Below are 15676 nucleotides of genomic sequence, written 5' to 3' on the forward strand. Positions count from 1 at the left end.
CGCCGGCATGCGTCGCTGCAGTACTTGATGTCATCCCAGTTCTTCTCCCACTTCTTGCGCCATTCGATTCGCCGCCCGCACGATGCGCAGACCTTGTCCGCGGGGTGAGCCGTGGGGGAGCGACGGGAGTGAGCCATGCTTCGACAGTAACCTCGTCGCATGGCGATTCGACCCATTCTCATTGCCGGTGACCCGAGGCTGACGACGGTCGCCGAACCCGTCACCGTGTTCGACGCGGAGTTGGCCGCGTTCGTGGAGGACCTGTTCGAGACCAACACTGCGGCGCATGGTGCCGGTCTCGCCGCCAATCAGGTCGGCGACCCGCGTGCGGTGTTCGTCTACGACCTGAAGGACGGCGGAGTGCGTCACCGCGGGCACGTGGTCAATCCAGTGCTCGAGACGTCGGCGATCCCGGAGACGATGCCTGACCCCGACGACGGTGAGGGGTGTCTGTCGGTTCCTGGGGAGCGGTACCCGACCGGCCGCGCGGAGTGGGCCCGCGTGACCGGTGTCGATGTGGAGAACACTCCTGTGTCGGTCGAGGGCCACGGTTACCTGGCTCGGTGTCTGCAGCATGAATCCGACCATCTGGCCGGTCACCTGTACCTCGATCGCCTGATCGGCCGCAATCAGCGCGCCGCGAAGAAGATGATCAAGGCCCGAGGATGGACCGGGCCCGGCAGCAGCTGGCTGCCCGGATCTGACTCCGACCCGTTCGGTTGGTGATCAGCAGGCCCCGGTGACAGCGCATGCCGTCGATCGTTCGAGCTTCCAGCGGCCATCCGACACAACGAAGTCGATCGTCGTCGGTTGCCCCAGTGATGTTCCTGTCGCCTCGACTCTGTCGGGCGCAACGGTAGAAACGCGGTCGAAACCAACCTCCGACACGATCCCACCGCTGTCGAAGACCGCGGCGTTTGCCTCCGCTGATCCCTCGAGCGCATCGGCACGGTCGCCCCGTTCGGCGGTCCAGTCGAAAACGGTACGGAAGATCGCGGTCGCTTCGTCCGGGGTCGGGATGTCGGTGGGCGCGACGGAGGGAGGCGGGGGTGGGAACGACGACGGCGCAACGTTCACCGCCGCCTCGATGGTCGGCTCGGGTCCCGTTGCGGCGCAGCCGGTAAGAGCGATGAGAGCCAGTCCGCACAGGACGCGGCCGGCGATCATCAGAACGGGTTGTAGACGTAGAGCGTCCGGTAGTCCCATTCAGACGATCCGGCCGGGATTCGGATCTGAGTCAGGGCTTGCCCGTTCTGGGTGCACCAGCTCAGGCCGTGAAACGACGAGCAGTCGATCTGTCGGCTCGTGCCGAACGGGCTGACGATCAACGACTTCGTGCCCGCTGCGCCGTATGCCGCAGGGTCGAAGGCGCTCACGAAGTTCGCGGTCGAGTCCTTGGGGCCGAACGGGTTGTCGTCGGGTGCTGCGGACGCTGTCGGCGCGACGAGCACTGCGCCGCCGATCGCCAGCGCGACTCCGGCGAGGACCTTCTTCAGCATGGTGGCTCCGTTCGTTTCGAGCGCGAATGCTCGGTGCTCATGAAATCGGCTGCAACCGACCGCGCGTTACGAACCGGCTCCTCTCGCGAACGCGGCACACTGGAGTCCATGACAGCACTCGAAGCGCCCATCGTTGCCCAGCGGCTCGGCCGTCTCCTCGCGGTGTGGGGCGGTGGAAGTGTGCTCGCCGGAACGATGTTGGCGTTGCGGGGATCGTCGCCTGCCCGGCGGGCGTTCGGGTTGCAGACGGCAGGGTGGGGTGCGATCGATCTGGCGATCGCGGGTGCGGGCGCGCTGAGCTCGAAGCCTCCGACGGCTGCGAGTCTGAGCCGGCTGCTGTGGATCAATGCCGGTCTCGACGTCCTCTACATCGCGACCGGTGCGCACATCGCGGTGAGGAAGCCTCGGTTCGGCGGCCGGATCACTGCTGACCAGGCGCTGGGCCACGGCACTGCCGTCGTTGTGCAGGGCGCTGCGCTGCTCGCGCTGGATACGACTCACGCGCGCATGATCGCCGACTAATCACACGAGTGTCATTCTCGCCGCAGGCGTTTTGTCAAGTACCGACACGTCCGATTTGTTGCGTGATCAGTAGATTTGCGTAACACTCGTCCCATCAGTCACATCAGTATCGTGGGTCACACGGGAAACGGTGGGTTCGTCCATGCGTCTACGTAGTCGGCAGATCGCTGTCGGGGCTGTCCTGGCACTGGCAGTGAGCGGACTCAGCGCTCTGACCGCGCCCACCGTGTCGGCCGAGCCGTGCGGTGGGCTCGGCGGGCCGGGCTCGTCTCCGCTGTTCGGGTCGTCGGGCAGCGCGGGCATGTCGGGCAAGAACCCGCAGGGCCCTCAGGGGCCGCTTCCTCGGATCACCGGCAATACCCAGAGCATCGCCTGGGTCACCGGTCCGCAGAGCGTGAACAACACCTACAACGACCTCGCGATGTCCGGCACCGACCTCGGGATCAGTTGGGACAACGGTGCCGGCCAGATCCTGATGGCGTTCGGTGACACGTTCGGCGACTGCTCCTCCGGCAATGCGCAGTGGCGCAGCAACGCGCTCTTCCGGTCGGACAAGGCGTCGACGAACTTGGCGCAGGGCATCAAGATCGGGCCGGCCGATCCTGCGGACAACACCTCCGGTGCCGTCGTGCGCGCCGGCAGTCCGAACTATGCAGCCGAGATCATCTCGAGCGCAAAGCTACCGAGCGTCGAGGACACGACGATCCCGACGGCGGCCATCGCGATCGGCAACACCCAGTACATCAACTACATGTCGGTGCAGAGCTGGGGAACACCCGGGCGCTGGGTCACCAACTATTCTGCGACGGCCAAATCGACTGACAACGGCCAGAATTGGTCGACGGATCCCAAGACGATCCGCGTCAACAAGGGTGTCACCATCCCTGGCTTCACCAACGTCCACGAGAGCCAGGGCAAGTTCCAGCAGAGTGCCTATGTGCTGGGTCGCGATGGCGAGTACCTGTACCAGTTCGGTACTCCCAACGGACGATTCGGCGACGCCTTCGTCTCGCGAGTGGCACCGAACGACATCGAGAATCTCGACGCGTACGAGTACTCGACGCAGGATCCGGATCCGACGAAGCAGTGGTCGAAGAACATCGGCGACACAGTTGCCATCGTCAAGGGCCCGGTCAGTGAGATGTCGGTTGCGTGGAACGACTACCTCGGCCGCTACGTGATGATGTACGGGGACGAGAACTCTCGCACTCTGGTCGCTCGTACTGCGGACAATCCCGAGGGTCCGTGGAGTGCTCCGAGGACCATCCTCGACGCCAATCAGACGGCCGGCGGCATCTACGCACCGTTCATTCACCCGATGTCGAGCGGAAAAGATTTGTACTTCACTGCTTCTCGGTGGTCGGACTACAACGTACTGCTGTTGAAGACGAACCTCGATGCGCTGAAGTGATCTGCACCGATCGTTCGATGGCCGCGTCGAGGTAGGCGTCGACGTCCAGATCGAGGTCTGCGCCGAGCAGTCCGCGGCGAATGGTCGAAAGATACCTACTCGACGGTTCGCCGGGCTCGCGCACGGTCGAACTGGTCAGTGTGAAGGCGGGTCTTCCGTCGATATCCGGAAGCCGTAGCAGTGCATCGTATTTCCCGCGGAAGCTCTCGCCCTCGCGATCCACTGCCAGCTGCGACCACTGTCCGATGGCGAGTGTCTCTGTCGCCCCGATATCGACGGCTGCGACGACGTTCTCGACCGCGGCCAGATGAGCGAACTGAGCTCGCTCGATCAAATATCCGCGCCCTACAGAATGATTCGCAGGATCGACCGTCGTCGAGACGAATGCGGATGCTCCGGTCCAGCGCCGGGAGACTCCCGCGAAATACAGCGCATGATCGATCCGCAGCCATCGTTGTTCGACGGGTGGCGACGCGGTGGGTGCCGGCGGGTGCGCACCGAATTCGGAGCGCTCGTCCGACCCGGTCAGGTAGGTATGGAACCTCTCGCGCAACAGGTTGGACCCGTACGAGACGTACCACAGCCGATCGGTCACTCGGTCTCGAAGAGCTGCCGGTATGCCTCGGCGAGCAGGTCGGCCGCGAGGTCGTGGTTGTGTGACGCTGCGCCCGTTGAGTTTCCGGATCGCATCAATCTGGCGTTGAGGCCGTAGGCGAGGTCGTCGAACGTGTCGTCGTCGATGCCGAGGTCGACGTCCACGTCCTCTTCCAGCAGCGCGCCGAGGTCGATCGACCACGACCACACACGTTCGTCCCGGTAGGGTCCGCGCCCGGCGCTGACCGTCTCGTTGGAGACCTCGAGTTGCTCGTCGGTGCGGTCGCGCGGAACGTTGGTGTTGATCCGGAGGTCGAGTTCTATCGTGTCGTCGTCGTGCACGATCTCGTCGACGCGGAGCGTCTCGAAGCCGCCGCACGTCAGCGTCACCAAGCGTCGAGGCCCGGTGTCGGCGGGATTGTCGGAGAGGGCAGCGATCTGCCACAGGTACTTCGCGGTGTTCGCCGGGTCGGGTATCGAGGAGTTGATGTAGTCGGCCACGATGCTGCGGATGGCCGGGTAGGCGATGTGGTCGGAGAGTTCCCAGAACTGCTTGCGCGCCTTGCCGACTGCCGTGTCGAGCAGTGTCGCCCGCTTGGCTCTTTCCTTCGGCAGTGCGGATTTCGCGCTCGGGGCCTCGCCGATCGCACCGGGCACCGAGGGGCGCTCGCGGAGGTGGGTCAGGCGCGACACGAGTTCCTGCAACTGCTCGAGCTGGTCTGCGGTTCCGGCCGCGAAGTCGAGTGCCTCGATGTCGGTCCACGCGTCGACGTCCGCCGTGAAACGCGCGGCGACCGACTCTGCGTAGCCCACGTAGGCCGAGCCGTCGGTGAAGTGCAGAACGTAGAGCCCGGCTCGGTGTTCCTTGGCCGCAAAGACCGTGGCGATGGATCCGGCGTCGGTGACGTCGAATCGTTCGAAGGCGAATCCGTCGGGTGTGGAAGCTGTCGGCATGGTTGTGAATCTACCGACGTCAGTGGGAAGCACCTATTCTCGCTTGCGCCGTTGAGCAATGTATATCGCGGTCGACTCTTTCTCAGGGTGCTCCCCCCTCCGCAGTGGCAGGCCCGTTCATCGGTCTGCTGTGGCTGGTCGTCGACGGAGGCGGATTCGCCGAGTTCGTCGCCGTCACACTCCTTGCTGCGGTCACCGCCCTCTGGTGGTCGGCGATCGGCGGCAGCGACCCCAGCTGAGCAATTGGGGCGACGCGTGTTCGTAACTGCCGAGAAACACCTCCGGTCTACGTTCGAGATTCGGACAATTCAGGAGGCATCATGGCGCGGTCGATGGCGGAGCAGGCAGCGGAGACGATCACCAAGGGGATCGGACGTCGCGGATTCATCCAGGCGGTCGCCGCGCTGGGCGCAGGTGTCGGGATCGCCGGAACGGCAGCCTGTTCGACGTCCTCGACGAGCACCGCCGCCGCGAGTTCGTCGGCCCCGGCACCGGTCGGCATTCTTCAGCCCGGCGCAGGCGATATCTCCGGTGATCACTACCTGAGTTCCGAAGTCGACAAGGTTCTGTGGGGGTACGTCCCGACGGTCGAGTCCGAGTCGGTGCTGCAGATGAAGTCCGGTGAGACGGTGACCATCGATGCGCTCAGCCACGAGGGCATTCTCGAGGATCAGGGCCGCGATCCCGTCGAGTTCTTCGGCGGCAAAGGTGTATCGGAGTCCGATGTGCTGCAGGACGCCATCGACATCGCCGGCGGGTACGACCGGACGGTCCGCAACTTCGACGTCGACGGCCCTCATGTGGTGACGGGCCCGGTGTTCGTCGAAGGGGCGCAGCGCGGCGACGTGCTCAAGATCGAAACGCTCGAGGCGATTCCCCGCGTTCCGTACGGCGTGGTGTCGAGTCGGCACGGCAAGGGTTCCCTGGCGGTCACCGCGTCCGGTGAGGCACCTGCAGGTATCAGCCTGGACGAGGTGATGCCGCCGATCGGCAGCGACGGCAGGCCGTCGGGTGACCCGACGCAGTACGGCAACGTCTCCACCTTCACTGCCGTCGAGGACGGGCAGGGAGTGATGCGTTACGGCGATGCGGCCGTGCGCTTTCCGCTGCGTCCGTTCATGGGCATGATGGGCGTGGCGTTCGCCCGCGACCCGGGTCTGACCTCGCCCAACGCGAATTCGATTCCGCCGACGCTCGGCGGCGGCAACATCGATGTCGGTCTGCTCGGTGTCGGATCGACGTTCTACCTCCCGGTGTTCGCGGAGGGTGCGTTGTTCTACGTCGGCGATCCGCACATGGCGATGGGCGACGGGGAGGTGGCGCTCACCGCGATGGAAGGTTCTCTGCGTGGCACCTTCCGCCTCACCGTCTGCAAGGCGGGCAGCGGTGATGCCCCCTCCGTCGCGTACTCGTATCCCTTTGCCGAGAACGAGGACTCGTGGATTCCGATCGGCCTGTCCGATCCGGACGGTGCCGTCGGCGGCCAGAGCTCGGACCTGAACGCTGCCATGCGTCGCGCCGTGGTCAACGCGCTCGACTTCCTCGAGACGGACCTCGGCATGGACCGGGCGACGGCCTATGCGTACCTCTCGGCGGCCGCGAACTTCACCGTGTCGCAGGTGGTCGACAAGACGGTCGGCGTGCACGGTCAGATCTCCAAAGCGCACTTCGACCGGTAAGAGTGCGCCTTCGGCGCACTTCAGCGGTGTGCGGTCGCGACGAAGTGGCGGGTGGCGGCGTCGACTATTTCCGTGGGGGAGATGTCGATCTCGCCGTTCAACCATGCGATGACCAGTTCGGCGAGTCCGCCGATGAACAGCAGTCCGTTGATTTCGGATTGTGGTTGCGGCCAAGCTTGTTCGCCGAACAGCTCGCGCGATTGCTCGGCGACCAGATGGGCGAACGCGCGCATGGACTTTCGTCGGTAGTCTCGCAGTGAGTCGACGGCGAGCGACTCGATCATCGCGACGCGGCCCTTGCGTCGGTCGTCGGTGAGCACGCCGACGAACGCGGCGATGGCGTTGCGCACCTGTTCCTCGACGGTCGGGGCGGGGGAGTGCAGCGCGTCCAGAGCAGCGGCCCGAATCTCGTCGGATACCGACTCCACCACCTTCTCGAGCAAGTCCTCTTTGCTGGTGAAGTTCTGGTAGAAGTAGCGCTCGGTCAGCTTCGCCTCGGCGCAGATCGCGGTCATGGTCGTGTTCAAGGCACCGGCCGTCGAGAACACTTCGAGTCCGGCTTCGAGCAACCGTGCGCGACGGTCGGCGGTGCGATCGTCGGCGCTCATGCCGTTGTAGCGGCGCGTCGTGGAAGCCATGGGTAGATCTTGACAGAGGGAGGAAGTGTGACGCAGACTACATCCCATCTGACAGGACGCTCTGTCAGATTGATGGAGGTCGACAATGGCACGCGCTCTGGCTGCTCCACCTGCAGGTTCGGCACTTCAACCGGTGTTCGGCGACGGCGGTATGCCCGTCGTGGGCCACACCCTGGAGTACATCCGAGACCCCCTGAAACTGCTCGGGAGTCGGTGGGAGAAATACGGCGAGGTGTCGTGGCTGACGATGGCCGGCCAGAAGTGGATCACCGTTCTCGGTCCGGACGCATGCCAAGAGGTGTTGCAGAACGCCGACAAGGCGTTCGCGAACGGTGACGGCTGGTCGCTGCTCATCGGCCCGTTCTTTCACGGCGGGTTGATGCTGCTCGACTCCGACGAGCATCTGAAGCACCGACGAATCATGCAGCAGGCCTTCACGAGGGACCGACTCACCAAGTCCGTCGAGGCGTTGAATCCTGTCACCGCAACCGGTTTGGATGCGTGGCAGGGCGGGCGCGACGTCCAGGTCTACCCGGCGCTCAAGGCGTTGACGCTCGAGGTGGCGACGAGCATCTTCATGGGCGGCACCGAGGGCAGCACCCAAGCCGAGATTGCCGAGCTCAATTCGAGTTTCGTTGCGTGCGTCCAGGCCGCGACCTCGATCGTGCGGTATCGAGTTCCGGGAACGCGGTGGAAGCGCGGCCTCGACGGGCGCGCCATGCTCGAGCAGTTCTTCCGGCGCTATCTACCGGCACGGCGCGCCACCGAGACCGACGACCTGTTCTCGGTTCTCTGCCACATCGAGGGGAACGACGGCGAGCGTTTCTCTGACGACGAAGTGATCGACCACATGATCTTCCTGCTGATGGCCGCTCACGACACGTCGACGATCACGCTGTCGACGATGATGCAGTATCTCGGGCAACATCCGCAGTGGCAGGACAGGTGCCGCGCGGAATCCGAGGCGCTGGGCACTGCTGCGCCGACACTCGCGCAACTCGACGAACTGCACAGCGTCGACCTGGTGATGAAGGAATGCCTGCGGCTGGTCTCGCCCACTCCTGTGGTCGCGCGCCGAGCCGTCAAGGACACCGAAGTGCAGGGAAAGTTTGTCCCCGCGGGGACGTATGCGTCGGTCGCTCCGCACTTCACGCACCATATGGAGCAGTACTGGCCCGACCCCGAGAAGTTCGACCCCGGCCGCTTCGCCGACGACCGTCGCGAGGACAAAGTGCACCGCTACGCGTGGGAGCCGTTCGGCGGAGGCGTGCACAAGTGCATCGGCATGTTCTTCGCAGGCGCGGAGATCAAGACCATCATGCATCATCTGCTGCTGCGGTTCGACTGGTCGGTCGACCCCGATTACGTTGCGCCGCTGAACTTCACGTCGCTGCCCTTCCCGGAGGACGGGCAGCCCGTGCAGCTACGGAAGCGGTAGGTCTATCCGGCGCGGTCGGTGAGCCAGCCGATGATGTTCGCGGTGACCTCGTCCCGGTTGGTCTCGTTGAGAATCTCGTGGCGAGCGCCGGGGTAGAGGGTCACGGTGACGTCGCTCATCCCGGCCTCGCGGTACCGGGCAGCGAGGGTCTCGATCAGCTGTCCGCCGCCGGCCAGAGGGTCGTCGGTTCCCGAGGTGATCAGCAGCGGTAGATCTGAGCGGATCTGCTGGAGGTTGTGCGGGTCGGCCAGCTTGTCGGCCTCACCGAACAACGCGGGGACCGTCGACTCAGGGAGGTCGAAGCCGCACAGAGGATCGGCGACGTAGGCGTCCACTTCGGCCTCGTCGCGGGTGAGCCATTCGTATCCGGTGCGGTGCTCGAAGGCGGCGTTGAACACACTCAGGTCACCGGCGGGGGCGTCGGCCATGCCGGCCGCGAGGATGTCCAGCGTGGTCGATCCCGACAACACCACACCCTCGTACAGGTCCGATCGTTCGATCAGAACATGCTGCGCGGCAAACGATCCCATCGAATGGGCGAACAGGAACAGTGGCAGGTCCTGGTACTCGTTCAGCAGCGTCTCGCCGAGTTGCTCGATGTCGGCCCACAAACCCGCGAACGCGGCGGCACCGAAATCGCCAGGGGTGTCGACGATCGACTCTCCGTGGCCGCGATGATCGGATGCGACGACATGAAATCCGGCGTCGTTCAAGGCGGAGGCGAACCGGGCGTAGCGGCTGCCGTGCTCGGCGAGACCGTGTGCGATCTGCACGACGCCGCGAGCCGGATCGGCCGAGGTGGTCCAGGTGTAGGTGCTGATCTCGATGTCGTCCTGCTTGGATACGAACGACGAAGCGTTGGCCACGAAAATCTCCTCGAAACGGCGACGGGAACGAGACTCGAACTTATCTCCTAGGCGTTCTCCATCGGGTCGAAATGCGAGACGACGGGGAACGGCTCGTAGAAGTGATGCAGCAGCGTCTTCCACTCCTGGTACTCGTCGGATGTCCTGAAGCCCTCGGTGTGGTCTTCGAGTCGTTCCCACTCCACCAGCAGCAGGTACGTGTTCGGCTGCTCGATGCCCCGCGACAGGGTCAGATTCACGAACCCCGGCATCGAGGAGATGATCGATGTCGCGTCGGCGAAGGCGGTTTCGAACTCGTCGGTTCGATGGGGGATGACGTGCAGCAGGGCATGTTCGACGATCATCGGGACAGTATGCCCATGATCGACAACAGCTCCCCGGGCACCGTGCCCGGGGAGCTGTAGAAAGAGGCGGTCTACTTCGCGGAGACGCGCACCAGCTTCTTGTTCACGAACTCGTCCATGCCCCACGGTCCCAGCTCACGGCCGACGCCGGAGCGCTTGACTCCGCCGAACGGCAGGCCGGGCAGGGTGGTGCCGTGTTCGTTGACGAAGGCCATGCCGACCTCGAGCTGCTCGGCCACGTCGCGCGCCTTGTCCAGGTCGGCGCTCCACACCGAGCCGCTCAGTCCGTATGCCGAGGAGTTCGCCAGTTCGATTGCCTGCTGCGGGCTTTCGACCTTGTAGATCACCGCTGCCGGTCCGAACAGCTCTTCGCTGTACGCACGCATGTCCGGGGTGACGTCGGTGAGCAGCGTCGGCTGCACAAATGCACCCGGCCCGTCGATCTTCTTGCCACCGGTGAGCAGTGTTGCGCCCTTGGCGACGGCGTCGTCGATCTGCTCGATCAACGTGTCGGCGGCGGTCTGCGACGACAGCGGGCCGAGGGTGGTGTTCGCGTCCAATGGATCACCGGTCTGCACTGCCTCGAACGATGCGGTGAGCTTGGTGACGAAGTCGTCGTAGAACTCCTCGGCGACGAGGATGCGCTTGGCGGCGTTGCAGGCCTGGCCCGCGTTGGACAGCCGCGCCCGGGTTGCGGATTCGACCGTGGCGTCCATGTCGTCGGAGTCGAGCATGATGAACACGTCCGAGCCGCCGAGCTCGAGCACGACCTTCTTGAGGTTGCGTCCCGCGGTTTCGGCGACGGAGGTGCCGGCCCGCTCACTGCCGGTGAGCGAGACACCCTGCACGCGTGGGTCGGCGATCATGTCGGCGATCTGATCGTTGGTCGCGAAGATGTTGATGTACGCGTCCTGCGGGAGTCCGGCCTGCTGGAAGATCTCCTCCATCAGCAAAGCCGACTGCGGGCAATTCGGTGCGTGCTTGAGCAGAATCGTGTTGCCCACCATCAGGTTCGGGCCGGCGAACCGGGCAACCTGGTAGTACGGGAAGTTCCACGGCATGACGCCGACGAGGGCTCCCACCGGTTTGCGCTGCAGCACAGTGTCTTCCGCGCCGGGGACGTCGAGTGTCTCGTCCTCGAGCAGCGCCGGTCCGTTGTCTGCGTAGTAGCGGTAGATGTTCGACGACAGCTCCACCTCGCCTTGGGATTCGGTGAGGGGCTTGCCCATTTCGAGCGAGATGGTTCGGGCCAGTTCGTCGGAACGCTCGGTGTAGAGGTCGGCGACCTTGTGCAAGATTTCGGCACGGTGCTTCGGTGAGGTCTTGCGCCACGTCTGGAAACCGGCGTGTGCGTCGGTCAGTGCGCGCTCGACGCCGGCCGCGTCGAGAGTCTCGAATTCCTTGACAGTTGTGCCGTCGGCAGGATTGACAGTTTTGTAGGTCGTCATGATCTGTTCAACGGTCGGGGAGGGGTCCGTTGTTCCTATTCGGGCAAAACGGATGCTCCGACGGTGGTCAGGAAGGGGTCCGAGGCCCGCCGTCGCGGTGACGCGCCCGGTACTCCATGGGCGTGCAATCGAATTGACGGCGGAATGTACGCGTCAGATGCGAGCTGTCGTAGAAGCCCCACCGGGCAGCGATCTCGCCCAGAGTGACCGCGGGATCGGCAGTGAGGATGTCTCGTATCGCGCCGTTCATGCGTTCGTGGCGCACGCATTCGGAGAAGGTGGTGCCGGCCGCGTTCAGTAGGCGATGCATCGTGCGGGTCGAGATCATCGCCTCGCGCGCTGCGGCGTCGGCGCTGACGCGGCCGGACGGTAGGGCGGTGCGGATGTAGTGGCGCAGCATCATTCGGGTGGCGTTGTCGCGTGTCTCCGAATCGCGGGTGGTCGTCGTCGATCCGGCCACCGCGGTCAGCACGTCGACGAACGATCGATCGAGTGTCGCGAGCGCGCCGGGGTCGAGCGTCGAGCTCTCCTTCCACAGGACCGACATCATCGATCCCACCAGTGCACCCGCACCCGTCGTGGTGTCGATGCTGGTGCCCGTCACCGCGTCGGGATTCCACAGCTCCCGCGGGATTCGGAACGAGAGCACTTTCCACATCTCTCTGCTGTCGGTCTCGCGGTACTCCATCTGGTACGGGCGGGTGGTGTCGAACACGGTGATCGAACCAGGCGTGATCAGCGAGCGGCGTTCGTCCTGCTCCGCGAGGCAGGTTCCTTCCAACTGGAGATTGACGAACACTGCGTCGAGCGGCGCGCGCGTGACTTCGCGCCGACCGTGTTTGAGGACCTGGGTGACCGAGGAGATCTCGGCGCAGTTGACCACCGCCAGTTCCTGAGAGTCGACCCAACCCGGGACGCCGTCGGGAACGGAGCTGCGGTCTCGTTGCGAGCGGCCTCGATGGGGAGCCAACGGAGTGAAGGCCTCGCACACCACGTCACCCCAGTAGCTCACCTGCTCCTGGGGACTCAGCCCGGACGTGGACCAGTACGGCACGATGGCCCTCCTCCCGTGTGTCGGCGTTCCCTGGAACCGACGATAGATCGCCTGATCGACAGCTGTATTTCCCCGGCGTAACAACCTCGACCGTGGCGGTCGTCGCGCGTCAGGCCGTTCTGCGGTACGTCGATTCGGAGTGGGCTGCCCTGGTGTGCAGCATCGGCAGGACCTCGTCGAGGAGGCAGCGTTCGAGTTCGACGCGATGAGTGTCGAGCAGGGGAACGATCGTCACCCCGTCTGCGACGTGTGCTGCCGCGATGTCGGCGATGAGTCCGGCCAGACCCGACGGTGTGCCGATGTAACAGACGGTCCTGGGGGCGTGGACTCGTGCGTCGGCCAGTTCCGTGCGCGCTGTTCTCGCGTCGTGCGCTATGTGAACCGCGACGTCGAGAACGACCGACGGCGCATCTGTCCGGTGCCCACGGTCGTTGTGCGCCGCACGCAGGCGGGCTCGTGCGAGCTGAGCCGTGGCGAGATCGTCCGCCCGGATGTGTACGGTCTCGGCGACCGGTGGGTCGGTCAGCCACCGCGGATCCGACTGGTCGGTCGGTGTGAGAGACAGTGCGACAACCATATTCGTGGTGAGCATGAAGGGTCCGTTCGCGTCGAGGTCAGTGAGTGGGTTCGGGTGGGGTCAGGGACCGCAGGGTGGATCCGTGCCATACGAGGGGGTCGGTGCTCGGATCGCTGCCCATGCGGTGCACCTCCATCACCACGACGTCGTGGTCGCCGGCTCGAATCTCGCTGTGAATGCTGCACTCGAGGTGCGCTGCGGCACCGCCGATGAAATGCGCTTCGGTCTCGGAGGTGAACGAGTCGATCCCGTCGAATCGGTCTCCGGACTTCGAGGACAGCTGACCGATCGAGGATCGGTGGAGTCCACTGAGCACCGATACCCCGATTCGCGGCGCGCTGCGCAGCGTGGGCCAAGTGGTCGACGTGTGTTGCACGGCGAACAGCACGAGGGGCGGGTCGGCGGAGATCCCGACCTGAAAGGAAGACGCCACGAGACCGACCGGCACGTCGTCGATGACGGCCGACAACATGACGATGCCCGACGGGAACAGTGCGAACGTCTTGCGAAGCAGGCTCGTGTCGTCGGAGACGTCGACGAGCGTGAGTGAGGGTGGTGTTGCCATCCGGGTCATGTGTGACCGCCGTTCTTCGGTGCTGGGGTGGTCGAGCGGGGGGATGGCCGCCGAGTGCGGCCATCCCCCCGTCCGGGGAGAGCGATGCGTGCAGAGTGTGCGGTGGCGTGTCAGACGCCTGCGGTGACCCAGTCGACGTGTGTTCCGCCCGTGCCACTGACTTCGGCGTCGCGCACGAAGGCTCCGCGGTACTTGGCGGCCGCATGCCGATCGGGGAGCTGAGGGCCGATCTCCGGGAACATGCGTTCGCGGAGCGTGCCTGATCCGTATTGCTTCTGCGCGAGTCCACGCTCCTGCAGCACCGGGATCACGTGGTCGACGAAATCCTCCGCCGACTGTGGGAAGTACTGGATGATCTGGTTGACGCCGTCCACGCCCGCGTCTTGCCACTGCTCGAGCTGATCGGCGATCTGCTCGGGGGTGCCCACCATGCGGCTGGCGTAGGACAGGGCCCCGACGAGATCGGAGACCTTGGCCTTCTGTCCGTTGTTGGAGTCCTCGAACATGCGGGCGTAGCCCTGCACTCCCGACATCGAGGTCTGCTCGATCGGCATGTCCGGATCCAGGCCGGACACGTCGATGCCCATGTCGCGGCCGATGTGTGCGGCCAGGCCTCGATAGCTGATGTCCTCGTCGATCTCGGCGGACTTGCGCCAGGCCTCTTCCTCGGTGGACCCGACGACGAACGAGAAGCCCTGGATGAACTTGAGGTCGCCTGCGTTGCGGCCGGCAGCCACTGTTTCCTTGCGCTGCTCGGCGATGCCCTTGCGCGCTCCCTCGATCGTCGGATACACGACGAACGTGGCCTCGGCATGACGAGATGCGAACTCACGTCCCACTTTCGACGATCCGGCTTGATACATGACCGGTGTGCGCTGCGGGGACGGGGACGCCATGTGTGGGCCGAGGACCTTGTAGCGCTCGCCCTGGTGGTAGATCCGGTGAATCTTGTCGGCATCGGCGTAGACCCCGGCTTCGCGATCTGCGAGCACCGCGCCGTCGTCCCACGATCCTTCCCACAGTTTGTAGACGACCTTCATGTACTCGTCCGCCCAGCGGTATCGCTCGTCGTGCTCGACGATCTTGTCGAAACCGAAGTTCTGCGCGGCCGAGTGGGTGGCGCTGGTGACGATGTTCCACCCGATTCGCCCCTTGCTCAGGTGGTCCATCGTCGACATCTTGCGAGCGAAGCTGAAGGGGTGCTCGGTGAGGATCGAGCTGGTGAACGTCAGTCCGAGGTTGTCGGTCGCCCCGATGAGAGCAGCGCAGAGAGCAGCCGGGTCGTGGCAGGGCATGTGCAGCCCCTCCTCGATGTACGCGTTCCACTTGCCCTCGTACGCGGGATCGATCCCGACGACGTCCGCCAGGAACAGCGCGTCGTACTTGCCGCGTTCGAGCGTCTTGGCGAGGTCGACCCACGTATCGAGGGTGTCGAAATGTACCTGGGTGGTTTTCGGATTGCGCCACAGACCGTGATAGGTGTGCGAGACGGTATTCATCTGGAATGCGTTGAAGATCATTCGATTGCGTGTCATGGAGAGAAATCTAAACAGCGCTTGTGTCGCATCCATTAAACGCGGAATCAGTTGCGTTTCGATCACCTCACCGGTACTGCCCGTGGGAAGTGAGGAAGGTGGGAAATCTGAATCAGCTGTGATGCAACATGATTGGCGTATCGGAGTCGGTGGTCGCTGTCGTGAAAAGGGCATGGAAAAGCCGCACTCTGCTCGTGTCGTTCGGCAGATGTGCGGCGCTTTATCGGGAATGTGAATGTCTGAAATTCCACCTACGGGGTGCGCGATGAAATGAGTTTCGATCGGTGCGAGGGTCTGTTTTTCTCGGCCTGTTGTCGGAGGAATTGTTTCTCGTGGATTCGCGTGCGCTCGGTTCACGGGGACGGTCGTCGGGGTGTGCGTTCCATGTTGCCTGCGCAGTGCGGTGTCCCGATTGTAAAAATCGGCCATCTTTTTGTACGGGTGCGCCAGGTCGGTGGATCCGGGCGTGGGGAGGCGGGTCTGCCGACCTGCAGAACTGCTACTGGTCGGTAACTTCGGCGCGTGGATGGAGTGATACCCCAC

At 64.4% G+C, this 15676-nt stretch carries 18 protein-coding genes and 1 pseudogene; 6 read left to right on the forward strand and 13 right to left on the reverse strand.

All coding sequences use genetic code 11. The annotated features are described in order from the left end of the window. Window positions 1-8 precede the first annotated feature (8 nt). Window positions 9-182: pseudogene (locus tag CH271_RS29405) on the reverse strand (DUF2256 domain-containing protein); the annotation flags it as partial. Between CH271_RS29405 and CH271_RS21655 the strand changes: the two are divergent. Further along, window positions 160-726, forward strand: a complete 567-nt coding sequence (locus tag CH271_RS21655; protein WP_037190763.1) for a peptide deformylase — start codon at window positions 160-162, stop codon at window positions 724-726. The pseudogene CH271_RS29405 and the gene CH271_RS21655 sit on opposite strands and share 23 nt — an antisense overlap. On the opposite strand, the gene CH271_RS21660 is transcribed toward CH271_RS21655, so the two are convergent. Then, window positions 727-1167: a hypothetical protein gene (locus CH271_RS21660; RefSeq protein WP_094634770.1), complete on the reverse strand. Its 441-nt coding sequence runs from the start codon at window positions 1165-1167 to the stop codon at window positions 727-729. Then, window positions 1167-1499 carry a hypothetical protein gene (locus CH271_RS21665; RefSeq protein ID WP_094634771.1) on the reverse strand — a complete coding sequence of 111 codons (333 nt, stop codon included), beginning with the start codon at window positions 1497-1499 and terminating at the stop codon, window positions 1167-1169. Before CH271_RS21665 ends, CH271_RS21660 begins: the two co-directional genes overlap by 1 nt. A 108-nt stretch (window positions 1500-1607) precedes the next feature. Here CH271_RS21665 and CH271_RS21670 point away from each other — a divergent pair, with 108 nt between their 5' ends. Beyond that, a complete protein-coding gene (locus CH271_RS21670) occupies window positions 1608-2021 on the forward strand; it encodes a DUF6992 family protein (RefSeq protein WP_094634911.1) in 414 nt (137 codons plus the stop codon). A gap of 142 nt (window positions 2022-2163) precedes the next feature. After that, complete coding sequence (locus tag CH271_RS21675) at window positions 2164-3432, forward strand: DUF4185 domain-containing protein (protein ID WP_094634912.1); 1269 nt, start codon at window positions 2164-2166, stop codon at window positions 3430-3432. Here CH271_RS21675 and CH271_RS21680 read toward each other — a convergent pair. Together CH271_RS21680 and CH271_RS29410 are read right to left on the reverse strand one after the other, a co-directional pair. Continuing rightward, window positions 3365-4027, reverse strand: coding sequence for a hypothetical protein (locus CH271_RS21680; RefSeq protein ID WP_094634772.1), 663 nt, complete (start codon window positions 4025-4027; stop codon window positions 3365-3367). The genes CH271_RS21675 and CH271_RS21680 overlap by 68 nt on opposite strands. Further along, window positions 4024-4980, reverse strand: coding sequence for a hypothetical protein (locus tag CH271_RS29410; RefSeq protein WP_256986489.1), 957 nt, complete (start codon window positions 4978-4980; stop codon window positions 4024-4026). The genes CH271_RS21680 and CH271_RS29410 overlap by 4 nt, the downstream gene beginning before the upstream one ends. Window positions 4981-5084: 104 nt before the next feature. Between CH271_RS29410 and CH271_RS29415 the strand changes: the two genes are divergently transcribed. Beyond that, window positions 5085-5219: a hypothetical protein gene (locus CH271_RS29415; RefSeq protein ID WP_256986490.1), complete on the forward strand. Its 135-nt coding sequence runs from the start codon at window positions 5085-5087 to the stop codon at window positions 5217-5219. A gap of 81 nt (window positions 5220-5300) precedes the next feature. Then, window positions 5301-6659: an acetamidase/formamidase family protein gene (locus CH271_RS21690; protein ID WP_094634773.1), complete on the forward strand. Its 1359-nt coding sequence runs from the start codon at window positions 5301-5303 to the stop codon at window positions 6657-6659. Between the two features lie 20 nt (window positions 6660-6679). Here the strand turns inward: CH271_RS21690 and CH271_RS21695 are convergent, their stop codons facing one another. Next, window positions 6680-7297 (reverse strand): TetR/AcrR family transcriptional regulator, encoded by a 618-nt coding sequence (locus tag CH271_RS21695; protein WP_179274733.1) that lies wholly within the window; start codon window positions 7295-7297, stop codon window positions 6680-6682. Window positions 7298-7382: 85 nt separating this feature from the next. On the opposite strand from CH271_RS21695, the gene CH271_RS21700 reads away from it, so the two are divergent. Continuing rightward, the gene (locus tag CH271_RS21700) at window positions 7383-8735 is read left to right on the forward strand and encodes a cytochrome P450 (RefSeq protein WP_094634775.1); all 1353 of its coding nucleotides are present in this window, start codon (window positions 7383-7385) and stop codon (window positions 8733-8735) included. Window positions 8736-8737: 2 nt separating this feature from the next. Here CH271_RS21700 and CH271_RS21705 read toward each other — a convergent pair whose 3' ends face one another. From CH271_RS21705 to CH271_RS21735, 7 genes are all read right to left on the reverse strand, one after another. Continuing rightward, the gene (locus CH271_RS21705; RefSeq protein WP_094634776.1) at window positions 8738-9601 is read right to left on the reverse strand and encodes an alpha/beta fold hydrolase; all 864 of its coding nucleotides are present in this window, start codon (window positions 9599-9601) and stop codon (window positions 8738-8740) included. Between the two features lie 47 nt (window positions 9602-9648). After that, window positions 9649-9945 (reverse strand): antibiotic biosynthesis monooxygenase family protein, encoded by a 297-nt coding sequence (locus tag CH271_RS21710; RefSeq protein WP_094634777.1) that lies wholly within the window; start codon window positions 9943-9945, stop codon window positions 9649-9651. A 71-nt stretch (window positions 9946-10016) separates the two neighbouring features. Continuing rightward, a complete protein-coding gene (locus tag CH271_RS21715) occupies window positions 10017-11393 on the reverse strand; it encodes an NAD-dependent succinate-semialdehyde dehydrogenase (RefSeq protein ID WP_094634778.1) in 1377 nt (458 codons plus the stop codon). 67 nt (window positions 11394-11460) lie between these two features. After that, window positions 11461-12447, reverse strand: a complete 987-nt coding sequence (locus CH271_RS21720) for a helix-turn-helix domain-containing protein (protein WP_252342085.1) — start codon at window positions 12445-12447, stop codon at window positions 11461-11463. 109 nt (window positions 12448-12556) lie between these two features. Next, window positions 12557-13039 (reverse strand): hypothetical protein, encoded by a 483-nt coding sequence (locus tag CH271_RS21725; protein WP_094634779.1) that lies wholly within the window; start codon window positions 13037-13039, stop codon window positions 12557-12559. 22 nt (window positions 13040-13061) lie between these two features. After that, window positions 13062-13589, reverse strand: a complete 528-nt coding sequence (locus CH271_RS21730; protein WP_218828517.1) for a flavin reductase family protein — start codon at window positions 13587-13589, stop codon at window positions 13062-13064. A 119-nt stretch (window positions 13590-13708) separates the two neighbouring features. Beyond that, window positions 13709-15133, reverse strand: a complete 1425-nt coding sequence (locus CH271_RS21735) for an NtaA/DmoA family FMN-dependent monooxygenase (protein ID WP_094634914.1) — start codon at window positions 15131-15133, stop codon at window positions 13709-13711. Between the last annotated feature and the right edge of the window lie 543 nt (window positions 15134-15676).

This window comes from Rhodococcus sp. 05-340-2 (assembly GCF_002258915.1).
GTDB lineage: Bacteria > Actinomycetota > Actinomycetes > Mycobacteriales > Mycobacteriaceae > Rhodococcoides.

Coding starts and splice junctions, on each gene's coding strand:
- CH271_RS21655 (WP_037190763.1), top strand. CDS start 160: ATGGCGATTCGACCCATTCTCATTGCCGGTGACCCGAGGCTGACGACG.
- CH271_RS21660 (WP_094634770.1), bottom strand. CDS start 1,167: ATGATCGCCGGCCGCGTCCTGTGCGGACTGGCTCTCATCGCTCTTACC.
- CH271_RS21665 (WP_094634771.1), bottom strand. CDS start 1,499: ATGCTGAAGAAGGTCCTCGCCGGAGTCGCGCTGGCGATCGGCGGCGCA.
- CH271_RS21670 (WP_094634911.1), top strand. CDS start 1,608: ATGACAGCACTCGAAGCGCCCATCGTTGCCCAGCGGCTCGGCCGTCTC.
- CH271_RS21675 (WP_094634912.1), top strand. CDS start 2,164: ATGCGTCTACGTAGTCGGCAGATCGCTGTCGGGGCTGTCCTGGCACTG.
- CH271_RS29410 (WP_256986489.1), bottom strand. CDS start 4,980: ATGCCGACAGCTTCCACACCCGACGGATTCGCCTTCGAACGATTCGAC.
- CH271_RS21690 (WP_094634773.1), top strand. CDS start 5,301: ATGGCGCGGTCGATGGCGGAGCAGGCAGCGGAGACGATCACCAAGGGG.
- CH271_RS21695 (WP_179274733.1), bottom strand. CDS start 7,297: ATGGCTTCCACGACGCGCCGCTACAACGGCATGAGCGCCGACGATCGC.
- CH271_RS21700 (WP_094634775.1), top strand. CDS start 7,383: ATGGCACGCGCTCTGGCTGCTCCACCTGCAGGTTCGGCACTTCAACCG.
- CH271_RS21710 (WP_094634777.1), bottom strand. CDS start 9,945: ATGATCGTCGAACATGCCCTGCTGCACGTCATCCCCCATCGAACCGAC.
- CH271_RS21715 (WP_094634778.1), bottom strand. CDS start 11,393: ATGACGACCTACAAAACTGTCAATCCTGCCGACGGCACAACTGTCAAG.
- CH271_RS21725 (WP_094634779.1), bottom strand. CDS start 13,039: ATGCTCACCACGAATATGGTTGTCGCACTGTCTCTCACACCGACCGAC.
- CH271_RS21730 (WP_218828517.1), bottom strand. CDS start 13,589: ATGGCAACACCACCCTCACTCACGCTCGTCGACGTCTCCGACGACACG.
- CH271_RS21735 (WP_094634914.1), bottom strand. CDS start 15,133: ATGACACGCAATCGAATGATCTTCAACGCATTCCAGATGAATACCGTC.